Annotated in this window: 15 protein-coding genes; 10 read left to right on the top strand and 5 right to left on the bottom strand. The window is 70.3% G+C overall.

All coding sequences use genetic code 11. The annotated features are described in order from the left end of the window. Positions 1 to 2: 2 nt before the first annotated feature. A complete protein-coding gene (locus tag ACQQ2N_RS19190; RefSeq protein ID WP_440223183.1) occupies positions 3 to 1,241 on the bottom strand; it encodes a TIGR03862 family flavoprotein in 1,239 nt (412 codons plus the stop codon). Positions 1,242 to 1,315: 74 nt separating this feature from the next. On the opposite strand from ACQQ2N_RS19190, the gene ACQQ2N_RS19185 reads away from it, so the two are divergent. Together ACQQ2N_RS19185 and ACQQ2N_RS19180 are read left to right on the top strand one after the other, a co-directional pair. Further along, complete coding sequence (locus ACQQ2N_RS19185; protein WP_440223182.1) at positions 1,316 to 1,663, top strand: GFA family protein; 348 nt, start codon at positions 1,316 to 1,318, stop codon at positions 1,661 to 1,663. A gap of 25 nt (positions 1,664 to 1,688) precedes the next feature. Beyond that, the gene (locus ACQQ2N_RS19180) at positions 1,689 to 2,300 is read left to right on the top strand and encodes a rhomboid family intramembrane serine protease (protein ID WP_440223180.1); all 612 of its coding nucleotides are present in this window, start codon (positions 1,689 to 1,691) and stop codon (positions 2,298 to 2,300) included. Positions 2,301 to 2,318: 18 nt separating this feature from the next. On the opposite strand, the gene ACQQ2N_RS19175 is transcribed toward ACQQ2N_RS19180, so the two are convergent. The 3 genes from ACQQ2N_RS19175 to ACQQ2N_RS19165 form a co-directional block, all read right to left on the bottom strand. Beyond that, positions 2,319 to 3,683 carry a DUF1501 domain-containing protein gene (locus ACQQ2N_RS19175; RefSeq protein WP_440223179.1) on the bottom strand — a complete coding sequence of 455 codons (1,365 nt, stop codon included), beginning with the start codon at positions 3,681 to 3,683 and terminating at the stop codon, positions 2,319 to 2,321. Positions 3,684 to 3,697: 14 nt separating this feature from the next. Beyond that, positions 3,698 to 5,401, bottom strand: coding sequence for a DUF1800 domain-containing protein (locus ACQQ2N_RS19170; RefSeq protein WP_440223178.1), 1,704 nt, complete (start codon positions 5,399 to 5,401; stop codon positions 3,698 to 3,700). A 255-nt stretch (positions 5,402 to 5,656) separates the two neighbouring features. Then, complete coding sequence (locus ACQQ2N_RS19165) at positions 5,657 to 6,814, bottom strand: isovaleryl-CoA dehydrogenase (RefSeq protein ID WP_440223177.1); 1,158 nt, start codon at positions 6,812 to 6,814, stop codon at positions 5,657 to 5,659. Positions 6,815 to 6,942: 128 nt separating this feature from the next. Here ACQQ2N_RS19165 and ACQQ2N_RS19160 point away from each other — a divergent pair, with 128 nt between their 5' ends. From ACQQ2N_RS19160 to ACQQ2N_RS19125, 8 genes are all read left to right on the top strand, one after another. Continuing rightward, on the top strand, positions 6,943 to 8,025 hold the full coding sequence (locus ACQQ2N_RS19160) for an STM4015 family protein (protein ID WP_440223176.1): 1,083 nt from the start codon (positions 6,943 to 6,945) through the stop codon (positions 8,023 to 8,025). A gap of 6 nt (positions 8,026 to 8,031) precedes the next feature. Further along, the gene (locus tag ACQQ2N_RS19155; RefSeq protein ID WP_440223175.1) at positions 8,032 to 9,147 is read left to right on the top strand and encodes an STM4014 family protein; all 1,116 of its coding nucleotides are present in this window, start codon (positions 8,032 to 8,034) and stop codon (positions 9,145 to 9,147) included. Beyond that, entirely contained in the window at positions 9,140 to 9,964 is an 825-nt protein-coding gene (locus ACQQ2N_RS19150) for an STM4013/SEN3800 family hydrolase (protein WP_440223174.1), read from the top strand. The genes ACQQ2N_RS19155 and ACQQ2N_RS19150 overlap by 8 nt, the downstream gene beginning before the upstream one ends. Next, positions 9,961 to 11,328: an STM4012 family radical SAM protein gene (locus ACQQ2N_RS19145; protein ID WP_440223173.1), complete on the top strand. Its 1,368-nt coding sequence runs from the start codon at positions 9,961 to 9,963 to the stop codon at positions 11,326 to 11,328. Before ACQQ2N_RS19150 ends, ACQQ2N_RS19145 begins: the two co-directional genes overlap by 4 nt. Beyond that, the gene (locus ACQQ2N_RS19140; protein WP_440223172.1) at positions 11,318 to 12,196 is read left to right on the top strand and encodes an STM4011 family radical SAM protein; all 879 of its coding nucleotides are present in this window, start codon (positions 11,318 to 11,320) and stop codon (positions 12,194 to 12,196) included. Before ACQQ2N_RS19145 ends, ACQQ2N_RS19140 begins: the two co-directional genes overlap by 11 nt. Before the next feature lie 64 nt (positions 12,197 to 12,260). Continuing rightward, positions 12,261 to 13,523, top strand: a complete 1,263-nt coding sequence (locus tag ACQQ2N_RS19135; RefSeq protein WP_440223171.1) for a glutamate-5-semialdehyde dehydrogenase — start codon at positions 12,261 to 12,263, stop codon at positions 13,521 to 13,523. A 43-nt stretch (positions 13,524 to 13,566) separates the two neighbouring features. Further along, positions 13,567 to 15,204 (top strand): ArnT family glycosyltransferase, encoded by a 1,638-nt coding sequence (locus ACQQ2N_RS19130; RefSeq protein ID WP_440223170.1) that lies wholly within the window; start codon positions 13,567 to 13,569, stop codon positions 15,202 to 15,204. Then, a complete protein-coding gene (locus ACQQ2N_RS19125; protein ID WP_440223169.1) occupies positions 15,185 to 16,174 on the top strand; it encodes a PIG-L deacetylase family protein in 990 nt (329 codons plus the stop codon). Before ACQQ2N_RS19130 ends, ACQQ2N_RS19125 begins: the two co-directional genes overlap by 20 nt. A gap of 34 nt (positions 16,175 to 16,208) precedes the next feature. Here the strand turns inward: ACQQ2N_RS19125 and ACQQ2N_RS19120 are convergent, their stop codons facing one another. After that, positions 16,209 to 17,450: a DUF819 family protein gene (locus ACQQ2N_RS19120; protein WP_440223168.1), complete on the bottom strand. Its 1,242-nt coding sequence runs from the start codon at positions 17,448 to 17,450 to the stop codon at positions 16,209 to 16,211. Between the last annotated feature and the right edge of the window lie 23 nt (positions 17,451 to 17,473).

Here is a 17,473-nt window from a genome sequence, read left to right as displayed (position 1 = left end):
GCTCAGCCCCGCGCGCGCAGCCATGCGGCCGCGGCGCGGCCTGCGATCAGGCCCGTCGCGAAGCACGCGGTGAGCAGGTAGCCGCCGGTCGGCGCCTCCCAGTCGAGCATCTCGCCGGCGACGAAGCTGCCGGGGCGTGCACGCAGCATGAGCGTGTCGTCGAGGCCTTCGAGCCTGACGCCGCCGGCACTGCTGATCGCCTCGGCGACCGGGCGCGCCGAGCGCAGCACGAGCGGCAAGGCCTTGATCGCGGCGGCGACGCGGTGTGCGTCGTCGAACGCATCGCGCGGCAGCACCTCGTGGAGCAGCGCGATCTTCGCGGCGTCGAGCCCCGTGGCGCGGCGCAGGTGCTCGGAGCGCGAGCGCTTGCCGCGAGGCCTGGAAAGGTCCCGGATGAGGGCGGCCTGGTCCCGCTGCGGGGTGAGGTCGAGCTCGAGCGTCGCGTGGCCGCGGGCCTCGATCGTGTCGCGGAGCGCGGCCGACAACGCATAGACGAGGCTGCCTTCGATGCCGTAGGCCGACAGCACGAACTCGCCCTGGCGCGTGAGCCGCGTGCCGTCGGGTGCCGTGAAGGTCGCGACGACGGGCTTGATCGGCGCGCCGGCGTGGTGCTCGCGCAGGAACGGACTCCACTCCACGTCGAAGCCGCAGTTGGACGGCGCCAGCGTGGCGACATCGACGCCCGCGGCCTCGAACGGCGCGGCCCACGTGCCGTCCGATCCGAGCACGGGCCAGCTCGCGCCGCCCAGTGCGAAGACCGCGGCGTCGGGCATCACGCGCACCTCGCCGGCAGGGGCGGTGAAGAGCAGGGCGTCGCCGTCCCATCCCTTCCACGCATGCTGCACGTGGAAGCGCACGCCCTCGGCGCGCAGGCGTCGCACCCAGCCACGCAGCAGCGGCGCGGCCTTGAGGTCGGAAGGAAACACGCGACCCGAAGTGCCGACGAAGGTCTCGATGCCGAGTCCGCGTGCCCAGGCGCGCAAGGCGTCGGCATCGAACACGTCGAGCCAGCGTGCGGCGGCGTCGCGTCGCGCGCCGTAGCGCGTGACGAAGGCCTCGCGCAGCTCGGAATGGGTGAGATTGAGTCCGCCCTTGCCGGCGATCAGCAGCTTGCGGCCGACCGAACCCATGCGGTCGTACAGGTCGACGTCGACACCTGCAGCGATCGCGGCTTCGGCGGCCATCAGGCCTGCAGGGCCGCCGCCGACGACGGCAAGACGTGGTGTGGAGGGCGTGGACATCCGCCCATCGTCGCACGTATCGCCCGTCAGGCCGCGATGCGATACTCGCCAGTCCCCTCACGAGGAGTCGTGCGATGGCCCATGTCGGAAGCTGCCACTGCGGAAGGATCGCGTTCGAGGTCGACGGCGAGCCCGCCGGCGTCATCGAATGCAACTGTTCGCTGTGCCGTCGCCGCGGCTACCTGCTGTGGTTCGTGCCGCGCGACCACCTGCGCCTGTCGACGCCCGAGTCGAACCTGTCGACCTACCGCTTCAACAGCCACCGAATCGCCCATCATTTCTGCGCGACCTGCGGTTGCGCACCGTTCGGCGAGGGCACCGGCGCGGACGGCAAGGCGATGGCCTCGGTCAACGTGCGCTGCCTCGACGGCGTGGATCCGTCCAGCCTGAAGATCCAGCCTTTCGACGGCCGCAGCCGCTGAACACCATCAGGACACCGACGACCCCATGATTGCCACGCTCGCCCTGCTCGCCGTCACCTGCGCGATCTCGTTCGTCGCGTTCAAGAACGCCAAGGTGATGAACGATTTCATCCTGTGGCCGCCCGCGGTCAAGCGGCACGGCCAGTACTGGCGCCTCGTCACGCACGGGTTCCTGCACGCCGACGGCATGCACCTGCTGTTCAACATGATCACGCTGTTCTTCTTCGGACCGCTCATCGAGCGGTTCATGGGCAACTACATCGGCACGGTCGGTTTCGTCGCGTTCTACATCAGTGCGATCGTCGTCGCGATCCTGCCGACCTACATGAAGAACGCGAACAACCCGGCCTACCGCAGCCTCGGTGCCTCGGGTGCGGTATCGGCGGTGCTGTTCGCGTTCGTGCTGCTGCAGCCGTGGCAGACGATCTACATCTTCTTCCTGCCATGCCCGGCGATCCTGTTCGGCGTGATCTACATCGCCTACTCGATCTACATGGACCGCCGCGGCACCGACAACATCAACCACAGCGCCCATCTGTGGGGCGCCGTGTACGGCATGCTGTTCATCGTGCTCATGGAACCGCGCGTGTTCGGCGCGTTCCTCGGCCAGCTCGCGCAGCCCACCTTCGGCAGGTGAGCCGCGCGCAGGCCGGCGTCAGGCGGCTTCGAAGCCCGTCCTGAGGATCTGGTCGGCCGGCAGCAGGCCGAGGCGGCCCGGATAGCTGTAGCCCGGGAACACGCTCGACAAGGCATTGCTGCCGAGGTGGGCCGTCACGACTTCGCTGAGCACGCGGCGGAAGTCGGTCGTCGTGGCGACGTCCTCGTTCTGGAACAGCTGGCCCGCGTTCAGGCCGCCGAACGTGCCGTAGAGCTGGCCGCCGTTGACGCGCCCGCCGAGCACGAGCATCGGGTTGCCGCTGCCGTGGTCGGTGCCGCGGTTGGCGTTCTCGCGCACGCGGCGCCCGAACTCGCTGTGCACGACGACGACCATGTTGCGCGCGAGGCCGTCGGCGTTGAGGTCGTTGTAGAGCGCCGTCAGCACCTGCGACAGGCCTTGCAGGCGCGCGCCGTACTGGTTCTGGTTGAGGTCGCCCTGGGTGCCGTCGCCCTGGTTCTCGTGCGTGTCCCAGCCGCCGTAGTCCATCGTCGCGACCTGCAGGCCGATGCGGCGCTTGGCGATGTTCGCGATGAGCTTGGCCTGGTTGGCCAGGGTCGTCGCGACGCCTGCCGTCGGATAGACCGCGCCGGCCGCCGGCGTGTAGTTGGCGATGTTGAGCGTGTCGACGAGTTCGATCGCCTCGACCGTGCCGAGGCCGGCCAGGTTGAGCGCGCCGCTGCCCTGGTAGAGCTGGCGCATCGTGATCGTCGTCGACAGCTTGTAGCGCGGCGAGCCGTCGACGGCGCCGTTGTTGGAGTTCGGGTGGAAGCTGTTGGCGTCGTCGAGGTTCATGACGTCGCGGCGACCGAGCAGGCTCACGGGCGCGTTCGCGCCGACCGCGAGCGCGGGGATCATCGCCGCGTCGGGCACCTGGCCGGCCGTGGCGAGATGGCGCGCGAGCCAGCCCGAGCCGATCGAGTTGCTGCCCGGCGTGCCGTGCTCCATGTAGTCCTGCGCGTCGAAGTGCGAGCGCGTGATCTGCGCGACCGGGAAGCCGGTGCCGTGCACGATCGCGAGCCTGCCCTGGCCGTAGAGCTGGTGCAGCCCGGTGGCCGCGAAGTGCAGGCCGTAATTGCTCGTGCCGAGGCGCAGCGCGGCGGTGGTGCCGGTGGTCCGCAGGTGGATGTTCGGTCGCTGCGACTCGTAGGCCGCACGGTCGGGGCCGTCGAACGGGCAGACCATGTTCAGGCCGTCGATGCCGCCGCGCAGGTAGACGTAGACGACGAAGTTCTCGCCGGCCGACGAGGCTGTTCCGGCCGCGGCGTGCGCGGGCCGGGCGCGCAGGCCGAGCTGCATGCCACCGAGTGCCGTGAGGCAGATCGTGGAACCCTTGAGGAACGCGCGTCGAGTGAGATTGCCCATTGTCGTGCGCTCCTTCAGCGGACCATGAACTGCGGACTGAACAGGATGCAGTTCACCATCCCGCGCAGGCGGCTGTACCAGTAGTTCGGCGAGCCGTCCGTGCCGATGCCGGCGGTGTTGCCGGTCGGGCCATTGCCGATGCCGATGTCGACGCCGAACGTCGTGACCGTGTCGGTGTTGCGGGCCATGAAGTCGCGTACGGCCGTGTGCAGCGGCGTGCCGCGCCAGCCGTTGGTCGCATCGGGCACCCACTGGAACACGCGCGAGAGCCAGAAGTCGGCGAGCTTGTTGGGCGTGTGCTGGGCAGTCGCGTTGCTGAACTCGTTGAGCGTGATCGTGAGCAGCGGCGTCAGCGGATCACCTTGTCCCGCGCTCGTGTTCTCGTCGAGCGTCCAGTCGATCGTGCGCCACGCGTGCACGAACTGGCCGCTGCCCATCCAGTAGTTCGTCGTGTCGGGGAAGCCGTTCGGCGGACGCCAGTCGAACGGTCGGTGCCCCGAGCGTGCGAAGCGGTCCATGAATGCATTGCTCTCGGCGTCGTTGCGGCGGACGATGAAGTTGACGTCGAGCGCACGCAGCGCCGAGACGACCACCTCGAACGGCTTCTTGACCTTGTTGCCGAAATTGCCGACGTCGCGGAACGAGCCCGCGCCGGCGTCGTGCAGCAGCAGCGTGCGCAGCGTGCGCTTGATCTGGTCGGGCTGCGTGCGGTTCTGCCAGAACGTGTCGGCGGCCGCGTCGACGGCAGCCTGCGGCGGATTCTCGCCGAGGAAGCGCCGCGCGAGCTTGGTCGCGATGTGGCGCGCCGTGCCCGGGTGATAGGCGAGGCGGTCGAGGAACAGCTCGTGCTCCGTCGTGGCCGGCGTGTTGGCGGCCGTGAACTGGCCGAGCACGGTCTTCTGGCCGATGTCGTGCTGGCTGGGCTCCATGTACGGCAGGCCCGTGTTGGTCGTGCCGCTGCGGTAGAACGTCCAGCCCGTGAACGCGCGCGCGAGCTCGTAGACGTCGGCATCGACGTAGCCGGTCGGCCAGCCCGCGCCGGGTTGTCCGGCCGGGATCGTCGGCACCTGCGCCTGCTGCAGGTTCGCGCCGAGGTAGTTCATCGCGCCGAGCGTGTGCAGCTCGATGATCTCGCGCGCGTAGTTCTCGTTGAAGCTCGGTGCGCGGTTGATGAAGTTGTCGAGGAAGTACAGCATCGCCGGCGCTTCGAACGTCTTCTGCAGCATCGTGCGGAAGTTGCCGAACGCGTTCTTGCGGATGACGTCGCGGTCCCAGCTGACCCAGGTCGGCGCCGCGTAGCGGTCGAACCCGTAGATGCTGAAGTGGTTGTGCCAGAAGTCGGAGACCTGCTCGAACAGGCCCCAGCGCGAGTGGAACGCGCGGATGAACACGGCGCGCTCGACCTCGCGGATCGGCCAGTCGCGCGTGTAGGTACCGCCCGACGGCTGGCCGTTGACCTCGTGGTCGGTCCACAGCTGCGTGAACGTCTTGTTGAGCGTGACGAAGTCAGGATGCGCGAGGCGCGAGGCGACATCGGGATCGGTGACGTTGCCGCCGCCGTCGAGCGTCGGTGCGAGCTGCTGGTCGACGAATGCAGTCAGGCGCGCGACGTCGTTCGCGCCGAGGGCGTTGAACGATTCCACGCTGAACAGCGAACCCTTGCGCGGGCCGTAGCCGAGCCGGTTGAGCACGTACACCGCGAACGGCGGTGCCAGCACATTGCTGCCGATCCCCTCGACCCCCGCGACCGCCGGAGTCGCCTTCGGCGCTTCCACCGCGGTGCCGGTCACCGCCCCCAAGAAAGAACGTCGCGACGCGACGTCGCGATTCCGTGCCTGGCCATCCATTTCGAACCCCGAGTTGCCACCCGGGGGCGAGCATAGGCCCGCGCCGGAGTACGGGGTTGTGATCGACTTAACCGAACCCGAACGGAGCGACGGGCGGGCCTCCCGGGTGGACGGAAGGTCGGCGGATCAGCTCTTGCCGTGGAACAGCTCGCGGCCGATCAGCATGCGGCGGATCTCGTTGGTGCCGGCGCCGATCTCGTAGAGCTTGGCGTCGCGCAGCAGGCGTCCGGTCGGGTACTCGTTGATGTAGCCGTTGCCGCCGAGCGCCTGGATCGCCTCGAGGGTCACCTTGATCGCGTTCTGCGAAGCGTTGAGCAGGCAGGCGGCGGGGTCGATGCGCGACTTCACGCCGTGGTCGAAATCCTGCGCCACCATGTAGGCGAACGCGCGCGAGGACTGCAGCGCCGTGTACATGTCGGCGATCTTGGCCTGCATGATGCCGAACGTGCCGATCGGCGCGTTGAACTGCTTGCGCTCGCGCGTGTAGGGCAGGGCGATGTCGACCGCGGCCTGCATGAGGCCGATCGGGCCACCCGAGAGCACGAGGCGTTCGGTGTCGAGGCCGCTCATGAGCACGCGCACGCCCTCGTTGACCTGACCGACGATGTTCTCCTCGGGGATCTCGCAGTCCTCGAATACGAGCTCGCAGGTGTTGGAGCCGCGCATGCCGAGCTTGTCGAGCTTCTGTGCGGTCGAGAAGCCCTTCATGCCCTTCTCGACGAGGAACGCGGTCATGCAGCGGCTGCCGGCCGGCTTCGGCGCGGTGCGCATGTAGACGAGCAGCACGTCGGCGTCGGGACCGTTGGTGATCCACATCTTGGAGCCGTTGGCGACCCAGCGGTCGCCCTTCTTCTCGGCGCGGCAGGTCATCGAGCCGACCACGTCGGAACCCGCGCCGGGCTCGCTCATCGCGAGTGCGCCGACCCACTCGCCGCTGCACAGCTTCGGCAGATATTTCTTCTTCTGCTCCTCGGTGCCGTTGTGGTGAAGGTTCTGCACGCACAGGTTCGAGTGCGCGCCGTACGACAGGCCGACCGAGCCCGACGCGCGCGAGATCTCCTCCATCGCGAGGATGTGGGCGAGGTAGCCGAGGTTCGATCCGCCGTATTCCTCGGCGACCGTCACGCCGAGCAGGCCCATGTCGCCGAACTTGCGCCACAGGTCAGCCGGGAACTGGTTGTCGCGGTCGATGTGGTCGGCGCGCGGCGCGATTTCCTTGTCCGCGAATGCCTGCACGGTCTCGCGCAAAAGGTCGAGGTCTTCACCGAGCTTGAAAGGACGCATCGTTCCGCCGTCGGCCTGCAAAGAGGGACGCGGAGTCTAGCGCAGTCGTCCCGGCACGCCGTTGTGCATGCGCACAGCCGACATCGCTTTGGGCTACCCTCGACCGTTTCCATGGCAGGAGTCGCGCGATGGTCGAGGCAGGGTCCGGTGACGACGGCGCACCGCGCGACGGCACGCGGCGCAGGCTGGTCGCCAGCCTCGCCGCCGGCGGTGTCGCGCTCGCGGTAGGCGGCTGCGGGCCACGCGATCCGCTGCCGCAGGTCCAGCTTCCGATCAACACGCAGGAGCCCCCGATGAGCCGACACGACACCCCCGACACGTTCCGCGGCAAGCGCGTGGTCGATTTCGCGATGGGCGACAAGGCCTCGTCCGGCGACGTCGTCTACCGCCTGCGCCAGGACTACGACACGAAGGAGTCGCAGCGCGAGCTCGTCGAGCACTTCTTCACCCAGATAGCACCGGGCTCGCTCGAATCGCTGATCGTCGGCGTCTGGCAGGTCTCGCACGACGACGGTCCCGACGGCATCCTCGACGTGCTCGTCGAGCGCCGCGGTGAGCTCGCCGCCCTGCGCCATCTCTACGTCGGCGACATCCAGTCCGAAGACAACGAGATGTCGTGGATTATTCAGACCGGCTATACGCGCGTGCTCGACGCGTTCCCTGCGCTCGAGTCGCTGCGCGTGCGTGGCGGCGAGAAGCTCGCATTCGAGCCTTTCGAGCACGCCAGCCTGCGCGAGCTCGCGGTCGAGACGGGCGGCCTGCCGACGCGCGTCGTCGAGGGCATCGCGCGCTCGCGCATGCCGGCGCTCAAGCACCTCGAGCTCTGGCTCGGCGACGACAACTACGGCTTCGACGGCGACCTCGCCACCTACGTGCGCCTGCTCGAGGCGATCGATCCGACTCGCCTCGAGTACCTCGGCCTGCGCAACTCGCAGATCACCGACGAGCTCGCGGGCTACCTCGCGCAGCAACCGTGGATCGGCGGGCTCGACACGCTCGATCTTTCGATGGGCACGCTCGGCGACGACGGCGCGCTCGCGCTGCTCAAGAGCCCGCACCTCGGCGGGCTCAAGCACCTCAACCTCGCCTACCACTACGTCGGCGCCGAATACCGTGCGCGCCTGGCCGCGCTGCCGCTCGATGTCGACGTGTCCGATCCGCAGGACCCGGACGACTATGACGGCGAGCGTTACGTCGCGATCGGCGAGTAGGCAGGCGTGATCGTCGTCGGCCACGCCGCGGACCGGCGCGTCGCCGCGCTGCAGGACGCGCGCCGCGCACGCGGCCTCGAACCTGCACGCGTGCTCGACTGGGGCGACCTGCTCGACGCGCCGTCGCGCTTCGTCGAGGCACTCGGTGGCCAGGCCGGCGTGCCGGTCAAGATCGATGCGGCCGGCGGCGATGCGGACACGACGCGACGCTTCGTCGCGCGCGGCTGGTCGGTACTCGGCCGTAGCGGTCCCGCGCCCGTGGCGACGCTCGACGGCGAGTTCGTCGCGGTCGACGCCTGGCATGCCGGCGTGATGGATCTCCTGGCCGTGCTCGAGCGCGATGTGCAGGTGCTCGCACCGCGCTGGTTCAATTCGCCGGCCGCCATCGCGCTCATGGGCGACAAGCTCGCCTGCCAGCAGCACCTCGTGCGCCACGGCATCGGCGTGCCGCCGCTGCTCGGTGCGATCGACGGCTACGCGGCGCTGCAGGCGTTGCTCGATGCGAGCGGGCTGGATCGCGTCTATATCAAGGCACGTTTCGGCTCGTCGGCGGTCGGCGTCGTCGCCTACCAGCGCAACGGACGTGGCGCCGAAGTCGCGATCAGCTCGGCGAGGCTCGTGGCATCCGATGGACGCGAAGCGCTCGTGAGTTCGCTGAAACCGCAACGCCTCGAAGACACGCAGGCGATCGCCGCGCTCGTCGACGCGCTCGCGCGGCAGGGCAGTTACGTCGAGCAATGGATCCCGAAGCCTTCTTTGCCCGGCACGCGCGGCCTGCAGGTCGACCAGCGCGTCGTCGCGTTCGCCGGCGAGGCACGCCAGCGCGTCGCGCGCGTCAGCACCGGGCCGCTCACCAACCTGCACCTCGGCAACCGCCGCGCGGCACCGGGCGACGTGCAGTCCGGGGAAGACGCCATTGCGGTGCGCGACGCTGCCGGGCGTACCGCGCGCACGTTCGCAGGCGCCAACCTGGTCGGGCTCGACCTCGTCGTGCGGCGCGGTCGCGTACACGTGCTCGAAGCCAACGCCTTCGGCGACCTGCTGCCCGGCATCACTTGGCAGGGCCGCTCGACCTACGACGACCAGGCGATCTGGGCGCAGGGCGAGGCGGCCCATGCCTGAGCCGAGCACGCCCGCGCCGGACATGCACGCGATCGTCGGCTCGCACGACATCGTGCTCGTCACGCTCGACACGCTGCGCTACGACGTCGCGCAGGGCTGCTTCGAACGCGGCGAGCTGCCCGTGCTCGCACGCCATCTTCCGACCGCGGGATGGGAACGCCGCCACACGCCGGGCAGCTTCACCTATGCAGCGCATCAGGCCTTCTTCGCGGGCTTCCTGCCGACGCCGGCGCGGCCCGGGCGCCACGAGCGCCTGTTCGCGCTCGCGTTCGGCGGCAGCGAGACGACCGGCCCGCGCACCCATGTGTTCGACGACGCACCCGACATCGTCACGGGCTTCACGCGCATCGGCTACCACACGCTGTGCCTCGGCGGCACGGGCTTCTTCAACCGACGTACGGCGCTCGGCCGCGTGCTGCCGGACCTTTTCGCCGAAGCGCACTGGGACGAAGGTTTCGGCGTCACCGCGCAGGATTCGACCGAACGCCAGGTCGCCCTCGCGTGCCGCCGCCTCGACGCGCCCGATCTCGCCGCGAGGCGCTGTTTCCTGTTCCTCAACGTCTCGGCGCTGCACCAGCCGAACCGTCACTACGTGCCGGGCGCCGCGCACGACGGCGTCGACACGCAGGCCGCGGCGCTGCGCTACGTCGACGGCGCGCTCGCGCCGCTGTTCGAGGCCTTGTCACGCCGCGGACCGGCCTTCGTGATCCTCTGCTCCGACCACGGCACCGCCTACGGCGAGGACGGCTACGAAGGCCACCGCCACGGGCATCCGGTCGTCATGACCGTGCCCTACGCACAGGTCGAACTGCGATGACGCGCCCCTCGTCGCTCGCCGCATGGCTCGCGCTGCCGCCGTACCAGGCGTACTCGTACGCGTACCCGCACAAGAGCGCCTACCGCACGCTCGATCCCGCGCCTTCGCTCGCCTCGCTGTGGGCCGACGAGCCGCGCGATGCGTTGTTCCTGTACCTGCACGTGCCGTTCTGCACCTACCGCTGCGGCTTCTGCAACCTGTTCGCGATGGCGCGCCCGGCGCCGGCGATGGTCGAGGCCTACGTCGACCAGCTCGCCGTGCAGCTGCGCGCGACCGCGCGTGCGCTCGGCACGCACCGTTTCGCGCGTTTCGCGCTCGGCGGCGGCACGCCGACCTACCTCGACGCGGGCCAGCTCGCGCGCGTGTTCGAGGCCGTGCATGCGCATGCCACGATCGACCTCGCCGCGATCCCGGCCGGCATCGAGGTGTCGCCCGAGACGGTCGACGACGCGCGCCTGCGTGTCTGCCGCGAGGCCGGCATCGATCGCGTCAGCATGGGCATCCAGAGTTTCAGCGACGCCGAGGTGCGCAGCCTCGTGCGGCCGCAGCAGCGTGCGACGGTCGAGCGCGCGATTGCCGCGATCCGCGCGCACGGCTTCCCGACCCTCAACCTCGACCTCATCTACGGCATCGAAGGGCAGGGCGTCGCGAGCTTCCTCGCCTCGGTCGACAGCGCGCTCGAGTTCGCGCCCGAGGAGCTCTACCTGTATCCGCTCTACGTGCGCCCGCGCACCGGGCTCGCGCGCATCGGCCTGCGCGGTCGCGACACCGCCGTGCACACGCTGCGTCCCGAACCGCTCGACGATCGCGCCGCGCTCTACGCCGCCGCACGTGAGCGACTGCTCGCGGCCGGCTACGAGCAGGTCTCGATGCGCATGTTCCGCGCACCGCACGCGCCGGCGAGCGGCGGCCCGGCCTATTGCTGCCAGGACGACGGCATGGTCGGCATCGGCTGCGGCGCGCGCTCGTACACGCGTTCGCTCCACTACTCGTCGGCGTACGCGGTCGAGCGCGGCGGCGTGTCCGCGATCGTCTCGGACTGGCTCGCGCGCGACGAGGCGTCGTTCGCGTTCGCACACCACGGCTTCCGCCTCGATGCCGTCGAACAGCGCCGCCGCTTCGTGATCCAGTCGCTGCTCGTGCAGCCCGGCCTGTCGCTCGAGGCCTATCGCGCACGCTTCGGCAGCGACGCGTTCGATGATCTGCCGCAGCTGCACGAACTCGCCGCGCTCGGCCTCGGCGCGGTGTCCGACGGCGTGCTCGCGCTCGGCGAGGCCGGCATCGCGCGCGCCGACACGATCGGGCCGTGGCTCGGTTCCGAGGCCGTCGCCCGGGCGATGCAAGGGATCGCCGATGCGGCCTGACGCGCCGGCTCATCTGTCGCTGCTGTACCGCGGGCGCCTGTCGAGCTGCAACTACGACTGCCCGTACTGCCCGTTCGCGAAGACACGCGACACGCGCGCGACGCTGCAGCGCGACGCGGCCGATCTCGCGCGCTTCGTCGACTGGGTCGAACGCGATGCGCCAGCCGATATCTCCGTGCTGTTCACGCCGTGGGGCGAGGCGCTCGTGCGCCGCCACTACCGCGAGGCGATGACGCGGCTGAGCCATCTTCCGCACGTGCGCCGCGTGGTCGCGCAGACCAACCTGTGCATCGGGCTGGACTGGCTCGACCACGTCGACCGCGACCGCCTCGCGCTGTGGTGCACCTACCACCCGGGCCAGGTGCGACGCGAGGCCTTCGTCGCGCGCTGCCTGCGCCTGCGCGAGCGCGGCGTGCGCTTCAGCGTCGGCATGGTCGCGCTGCACGAGCACGCCGACGAGATCGCGCGCCTGCGCGAGGCGCTGCCGGCCGACGTGTTCCTGTGGCTCAACGCCTACGACGAGCGCGGACCCGGCTACTACGATGCCGCCGACACGGCGCGCCACCTCGCGATCGATCCGTGGTTCGGCTACAACCTCGAGCCGCCGCCGAGCCTCGGCGCGGCCTGCCGCGCCGGCGAGGACGTGGTCTCGGTCGACGGCGATGGCCAGGTGCGACGCTGCCATTTCGTCGCGACGCCGCTCGGCAACCTCTATGACGGCTCGTTCCTCGATCGGCTCGGTGCTCGCCCGTGCCCGCGTTCGGCCTGCGACTGCTTCATCGGCTACGTGCACCGCAAGGACCTGCCGTTCGGCGAGGCCTTCGCGGGCGGCCAGCTCGAGCGCGTGCCGAGGGCCTTGCCGGCCTGAATCGCGGCGCGTCTTGCTATCCTGCGCGACCCCGCGGATCCGCCGCGGCACGACGAGGACGGTGATGGCCCAGCGTATCGAGGACGCCGCACGCGCCTGCCGCGACGCGGCCAGCGCCGTCGCCGCGCTGACCCCGGCACAGCGCCGCGAACTGCTGCTCGCGATGGCCGCCGCGCTCGAGGCCGATACGGACGCGATCCTCGCTGCCAACGCGCTCGACATGGACGCCGCGCGCGACAAGGGCATCGGCACGGCCATGCTCGATCGCCTGCGTCTCGACGATACGCGTCTCGGCGCGGTCGCCGCGGCCGTGCGCGAGGTCGCCGCGCTGCCCGATCCTGTCGGCATGGTCACGCGCCGCGACACGCGCCCGAACGGCATCGTCGTCGAACGGGTGCGCGTGCCGCTCGGCGTCATCGCGATGATCTACGAGGCACGCCCGAACGTGACCGCCGACGCCGCGGCGTTGTGCCTCAAGGCCGGCAACGGCGTGATCCTGCGAGGCGGTTCCGAGGCGATCCGCTCCAACCTCGCGATCGCCGCGTCGTTGCAGCGTACCCTCGTCGAGGCCGGCGTGCCGGCTGCGGCGCTGACGATCGTCGAGGACCTGAGCCGCGAGGCGATGGTCGAGCTGCTGCAGCTCAACGACATCGTCGACCTCGCGATCCCGCGCGGCGGCGAGGGGCTGATCCGCTTCGTCGCCGAGCACGCGCGCGTGCCGGTGATCAAGCATTACAAGGGTGTGTGCCACCTGTTCGTCGACGCGAGTGCCGACGTCGATCTCGCGATCGGCCTGCTCGTCGACGGCAAGACCACGCGGCCGAGCGCCTGCAATGCACTCGAGACGCTGCTCGTGCACGCCGACGTGGCCGAGGCCTTCCTGCCGCAGGCGGCGGTCGAACTCGGTGCGCGCGGTGTCGAGCTGCGTGGCTGCGACCGCACGCTCGAGCTGCTGCCGTGGGTCAAGGCCGCGACCGACGACGACTACGCCGCCGAGTTCCTCGACCTCGTGCTCGCGATCCGCGTCGTCGACGACCTCGACGAGGCGATCGCGCACATCCGCCGCTTCGGTTCGGACCACACCGAAGTGATCGCGACGCGCGACGATGCGCATGCGACGCGCTTCGTCGAGGCGCTGCGTTCGGCCGTCGTCATGGTCAACGCCTCGTCGCGCTTCAGCGACGGCGGCGAACTCGGCCTCGGCGCCGAGATCGGCATCTCGACCACGCGCCTGCACGCCTACGGGCCGATGGGCCTCGAGGCGCTGACGATCGAGCGCTTCGTCGTACGCGGCGAGGGCCAGCTGCGGCACCCGCCGCGCGCCTGAGCCGATGCGCGTGGATGCTTCCCCGCGCCAGGGCAGCGCCCGCATGCGCATCGCACTGATAGCCGCCGCGGCGATCGTGCTTTCCTGGCGCACATGGTGCGCGTTCACGTTCAAGGTCAACTCCGACGAACCGCAGCACCTGCACGTCGTGTGGGCGTGGACGCAAGGCCTCGTGCCGTACCGCGACCTGTTCGACAACCACACGCCGCTGTTCCACATGCTGTACGCGCCGATGCTCGCGCTGTTCCCCGAGCGAGCCGACATCGTGGAATGGATGCGTCTTGGCATGCTGCCGCTGTACGCGGGGATGCTCGCGCTGACGTGGTGGATCGGCCGGCGCCTGTGGACGCCGCGCATCGCCTGGCTCGGTACCGCGTTGACCGCGCTGTTCCCGACCTTCTTCACGACGACGCTGCAGTTCCGCACCGACAACCTGTGGGCGCTCGCATGGCTCGCGACGGTCGCGGTGGCGGTCGCAGGCCCGCCGACGCCGGCGCGCCTCGCGCTCGCGGGCGTGCTCGTCGGCGCGACGCTCGCGGTGTCGCTCAAGACCACGCTGCTGCTCGCCACGGCTGCGATCGCGCTCGTCATCGTCGCGACGATCCTGCGGTTGCAGGACGGAGCCGGCGCGATCCGCATCGCGTGGCGCGGCATTGCGGCCTTCGCGATCGGCGTGCTGATCGTGCCCGGCATGCTCGCGGCGTTCTTCGCGGCCGAGGGGGCGTGGCACGGCATGTTCTACGCGCTGTTCGAGCACAACGTGGTCGCCGGCCTCGGCCGCTGGTCCGACGGCGTGCTGCGTTTCGTGCTCGCACCGCTCACGCTGCCGCCGGCGCTGTGGCTGGCCTGGCGTGCGCGTCGCGGCGGGGCGAAACCGTGGGCACCGCGTGCGTTCGTGCTGCTCGCGGCGTTCGGCTACCTCGCTGCGCTGAACGGCTACTGGCCGCTGTTCACGCGCCAGGACTTGCTGCCCGTGCTGCCGTTCGTCGCGCTCGGCGCCGCCGCGGTCCTCGATCGCTGGCGCGACAGGCACGTCGCGTTGGTGCGCGCCGTGGTCGTCATCGTGCTCGTCGCATGTGCGGCTTCGATCGTCGTCGACACGAAGCCCTGGCACGATGCCGCGGCGACGCAGCGCGAGCGCCGTGCCGACGTGCTCGCACTGACCACGCCGGCGGATCTCGTCATGGACGCCAAGGGCGAGAGCGTGTTCCGTCGGCGTCCCGTGTACTGGGTGCTCGAGGGCATCACGCTCGCACGCATGCGCGACGGCAGCATCGTCGACGACATCGCCGCGAACCTCGTCGCGACGCGCACGCCGGTCGTGGTCGCCGACCGCCTGCCCGACGATGCGCGCGCATTCGTCGTGCGCAACTACCTGCGCATCGCGCCGACCGTCTACGTCGCCGGCCACGAGTTCGCCGCACACGACGCAGGCGAGGCGCTCGAGGTCGCCGTCGAGATCGAGGGCGACTACAGCGTGGTCGGACCGCACGGCGTCGTCGAGGCGACGATCGACGGCGAGCCCTTCGCCGGATCGCGCCGCCTCGAACGCGGCACCCATGTGCTGCGCACGGCGACGACGGATCGTTTTGCGCTAGTCTGGGCACCCGCGCTGCAACGCGGCCTTACCATGGCACGCCTGTTCGGCCCGACGCTTCCCGATGACGTCCCGACTCCCTGACCTCGACGCGCGCTCGCGCGTGCTCGTGCTCGCGCCGCATCCCGATGACGAGACGCTCGCGACGGGCGGACTCGTGCAGGCCGCGCGCGAGGCCGGCGCGGCGCTGCACGTGGTCGTCGCGACCGACGGCGACGACAACCCGTGGCCGCAGCGCTGGATCGAGAAGCGCTGGCGCATCGATGCGGCCGCGCGCGCGCGCTGGGGCGCGCGCCGACGTGCCGAATGCGGCCGCGCGCTCGCGGTGCTCGGCGTCGATCCCGGCGCTGTCGATCACTTCGGCTGGCCCGACCAGGGCGTGACGACTCTGCTCATGCGCGACGGTGCAGCCGAACAGCGACTCGCCGAGCGCATCGCCGCGTTCGCGCCGACCCACGTCGCACGCCCTGCCGCGACCGACGCGCATCCCGACCACAACGCGCTGCACGTGCTGGCCGACCTCGCGCTCGCGCGAGCCGGCGCGCACGACGCGTTGCGCATGGACTACCTCGTGCACGGAGACTGGCCCGCGGGCGCCGACGTCGCGACGCTCGAGGCGACGCCGGCACGCCTCGATCGCAAGCGCGAGGCGCTGCTCACGCACGAGACCCAGGTCTGCCTGAGTCGCGAACGGTTGCTGCGCCTGTGCGAGCGCACGGAGCGTTACGCGGTCGCCGGCGGTGCGCCGCGGCTCGAACGCGCTGGGCAGGGTTGGACGCTGCCGCGTCGCGGCGCGTGGCGCTGGCGTCCGCACGAGTTGCTCGTCGTGCTGCGCGAAGGGACCGACGTGCATCGCCTGCGCGTGCGCGCGGCATGGCGTGGCGAGACCGTGCACGCGGTCGGCGGCGGTCGTGTGGTCGTCACGGGCCATCACGACGGCGTGACGTTCGATGTCGAAGGGCTCGCCTTCGAGCGTGGCCACGCCAAGCTGCAACGCGCAGGCCGGCGCCTCGTGATCTACGACCGCGATGGCTGGCACGCGCTCGCGCGGTGAGGGCCGCCGCGAGCGCGTGACGTGACGGTTCCGGTCAGGTCGCCATCCAGCGCAGCACGAGGCCGAGGCCGTAGGCGAGGTAGGTGCCGGTCGCGTAGCCGACCACGCCGAGCAGCACGCCGACCGGTGCGAGGGCCGGATGGAATGCCGCCGCGACCACGGGCGCCGACGCGGCCGCACCGATGTTGCCCTGCGAGCCGATCGCGAAGTAGAACAGAGGCGCCTTGATCGCGCGGCCGACGATGTACAGCAGCAAGCCGTGCGTGCCGATCCAGATCGCACCGAGCGCGAACAGCCACGGGCGGTCGAGCAGGGCAGCGACGTTCATCTTCATGCCGATGCTCGCGACGAGCACGTACAGCAGCATCGAGCCGAGCTTCGAGGCCCCCGCGCTCTCGAGCTTGCGCGCCGGCGAGAACGACAGCGCGACGCCGAACGTCGTCACGAGCATGACCACCCAGAAGAACGTCGAGTCGAGGCTGAAGGACTTCAGGGCCGGCGCATTTGCGCCGATCCATGCCGAGGCCGGCTGGCCGATCGCGTGGGCGAGGCCGGTCAGCGCGAAGCCGAGGCCGAGGATGACCATGAAGTCGTTGAGCGTCGGCGTGCGCGCGTGCTGGGCCTGGTGCGCGGCGATGCGTTCCTTCATCTCGTCGATCGCGCGCGTGTCGGCGCCGTTGCGCGCGTCGATCTGCGCGGCGCGCCCCGACAGCGCGAGCAGGAACGCCATCCACGTGCTGCCGACCAGGATGTCGACCGCGATGAACTGGCCGAACGTGTCGGCGCTCGTGCCGAAGATCTCCTTCATCGCGAGCATGTTGGCGCCGCCGCCGATCCAGCTGCCCGCGAGCGCGGCCATGCCCGACCACGCGTCGCCCGACACGGTTTCGGGGTTGATCGCCTTGATCGCGAGGTAGGCGATCGGCCCGCCGAGCAGCACGCCGATCGTGCCGGTCACGAACATGATCAGCAGCTTCGGACCCAGCGAGAAAAGGCCCTTGAGATCCATCGACAGCATCAGCAGCACGAGCGCGGCCGGCAGCAGGTAGTCGCGCGCGATCGGGTACAGGCCCGCGCTGTTGCCGTCGATGATGCCGAAGGTGTTGTAGAGGCCGGGGATCAGGTAGCACAGCAGCAGTGCCGGCACCCAGCCGTAGAAGCGCCGCCAGAACGGCGTCGGGCCACTCGCGGTGTAGAAGATCAGCGCGAGCGTGCCGGCGATGAGGCCGAAGACGACAGCGTCGTTGGTGATGAGCGGAAGGTTCTCGGGTTCCACGCGGGTCCTCGTCGGCGGGGGCG

Source organism: Dokdonella aquatica, from assembly GCF_051987395.1.
Classification (GTDB): domain Bacteria; phylum Pseudomonadota; class Gammaproteobacteria; order Xanthomonadales; family Rhodanobacteraceae; genus Dokdonella.
This window is presented reverse-complemented; position numbering and strand designations above follow the sequence as displayed.

Coding starts and splice junctions, on each gene's coding strand:
- ACQQ2N_RS19150 (WP_440223174.1), top strand. CDS start 9,140: ATGCCTGAGCCGAGCACGCCCGCGCCGGACATGCACGCGATCGTCGGC.
- ACQQ2N_RS19185 (WP_440223182.1), top strand. CDS start 1,316: ATGGCCCATGTCGGAAGCTGCCACTGCGGAAGGATCGCGTTCGAGGTC.
- ACQQ2N_RS19145 (WP_440223173.1), top strand. CDS start 9,961: ATGACGCGCCCCTCGTCGCTCGCCGCATGGCTCGCGCTGCCGCCGTAC.
- ACQQ2N_RS19165 (WP_440223177.1), bottom strand. CDS start 6,814: ATGCGTCCTTTCAAGCTCGGTGAAGACCTCGACCTTTTGCGCGAGACC.
- ACQQ2N_RS19130 (WP_440223170.1), top strand. CDS start 13,567: ATGCGCATCGCACTGATAGCCGCCGCGGCGATCGTGCTTTCCTGGCGC.
- ACQQ2N_RS19190 (WP_440223183.1), bottom strand. CDS start 1,241: ATGTCCACGCCCTCCACACCACGTCTTGCCGTCGTCGGCGGCGGCCCT.
- ACQQ2N_RS19175 (WP_440223179.1), bottom strand. CDS start 3,683: ATGGGCAATCTCACTCGACGCGCGTTCCTCAAGGGTTCCACGATCTGC.
- ACQQ2N_RS19140 (WP_440223172.1), top strand. CDS start 11,318: ATGCGGCCTGACGCGCCGGCTCATCTGTCGCTGCTGTACCGCGGGCGC.
- ACQQ2N_RS19160 (WP_440223176.1), top strand. CDS start 6,943: ATGGTCGAGGCAGGGTCCGGTGACGACGGCGCACCGCGCGACGGCACG.
- ACQQ2N_RS19135 (WP_440223171.1), top strand. CDS start 12,261: ATGGCCCAGCGTATCGAGGACGCCGCACGCGCCTGCCGCGACGCGGCC.
- ACQQ2N_RS19125 (WP_440223169.1), top strand. CDS start 15,185: ATGACGTCCCGACTCCCTGACCTCGACGCGCGCTCGCGCGTGCTCGTG.
- ACQQ2N_RS19180 (WP_440223180.1), top strand. CDS start 1,689: ATGATTGCCACGCTCGCCCTGCTCGCCGTCACCTGCGCGATCTCGTTC.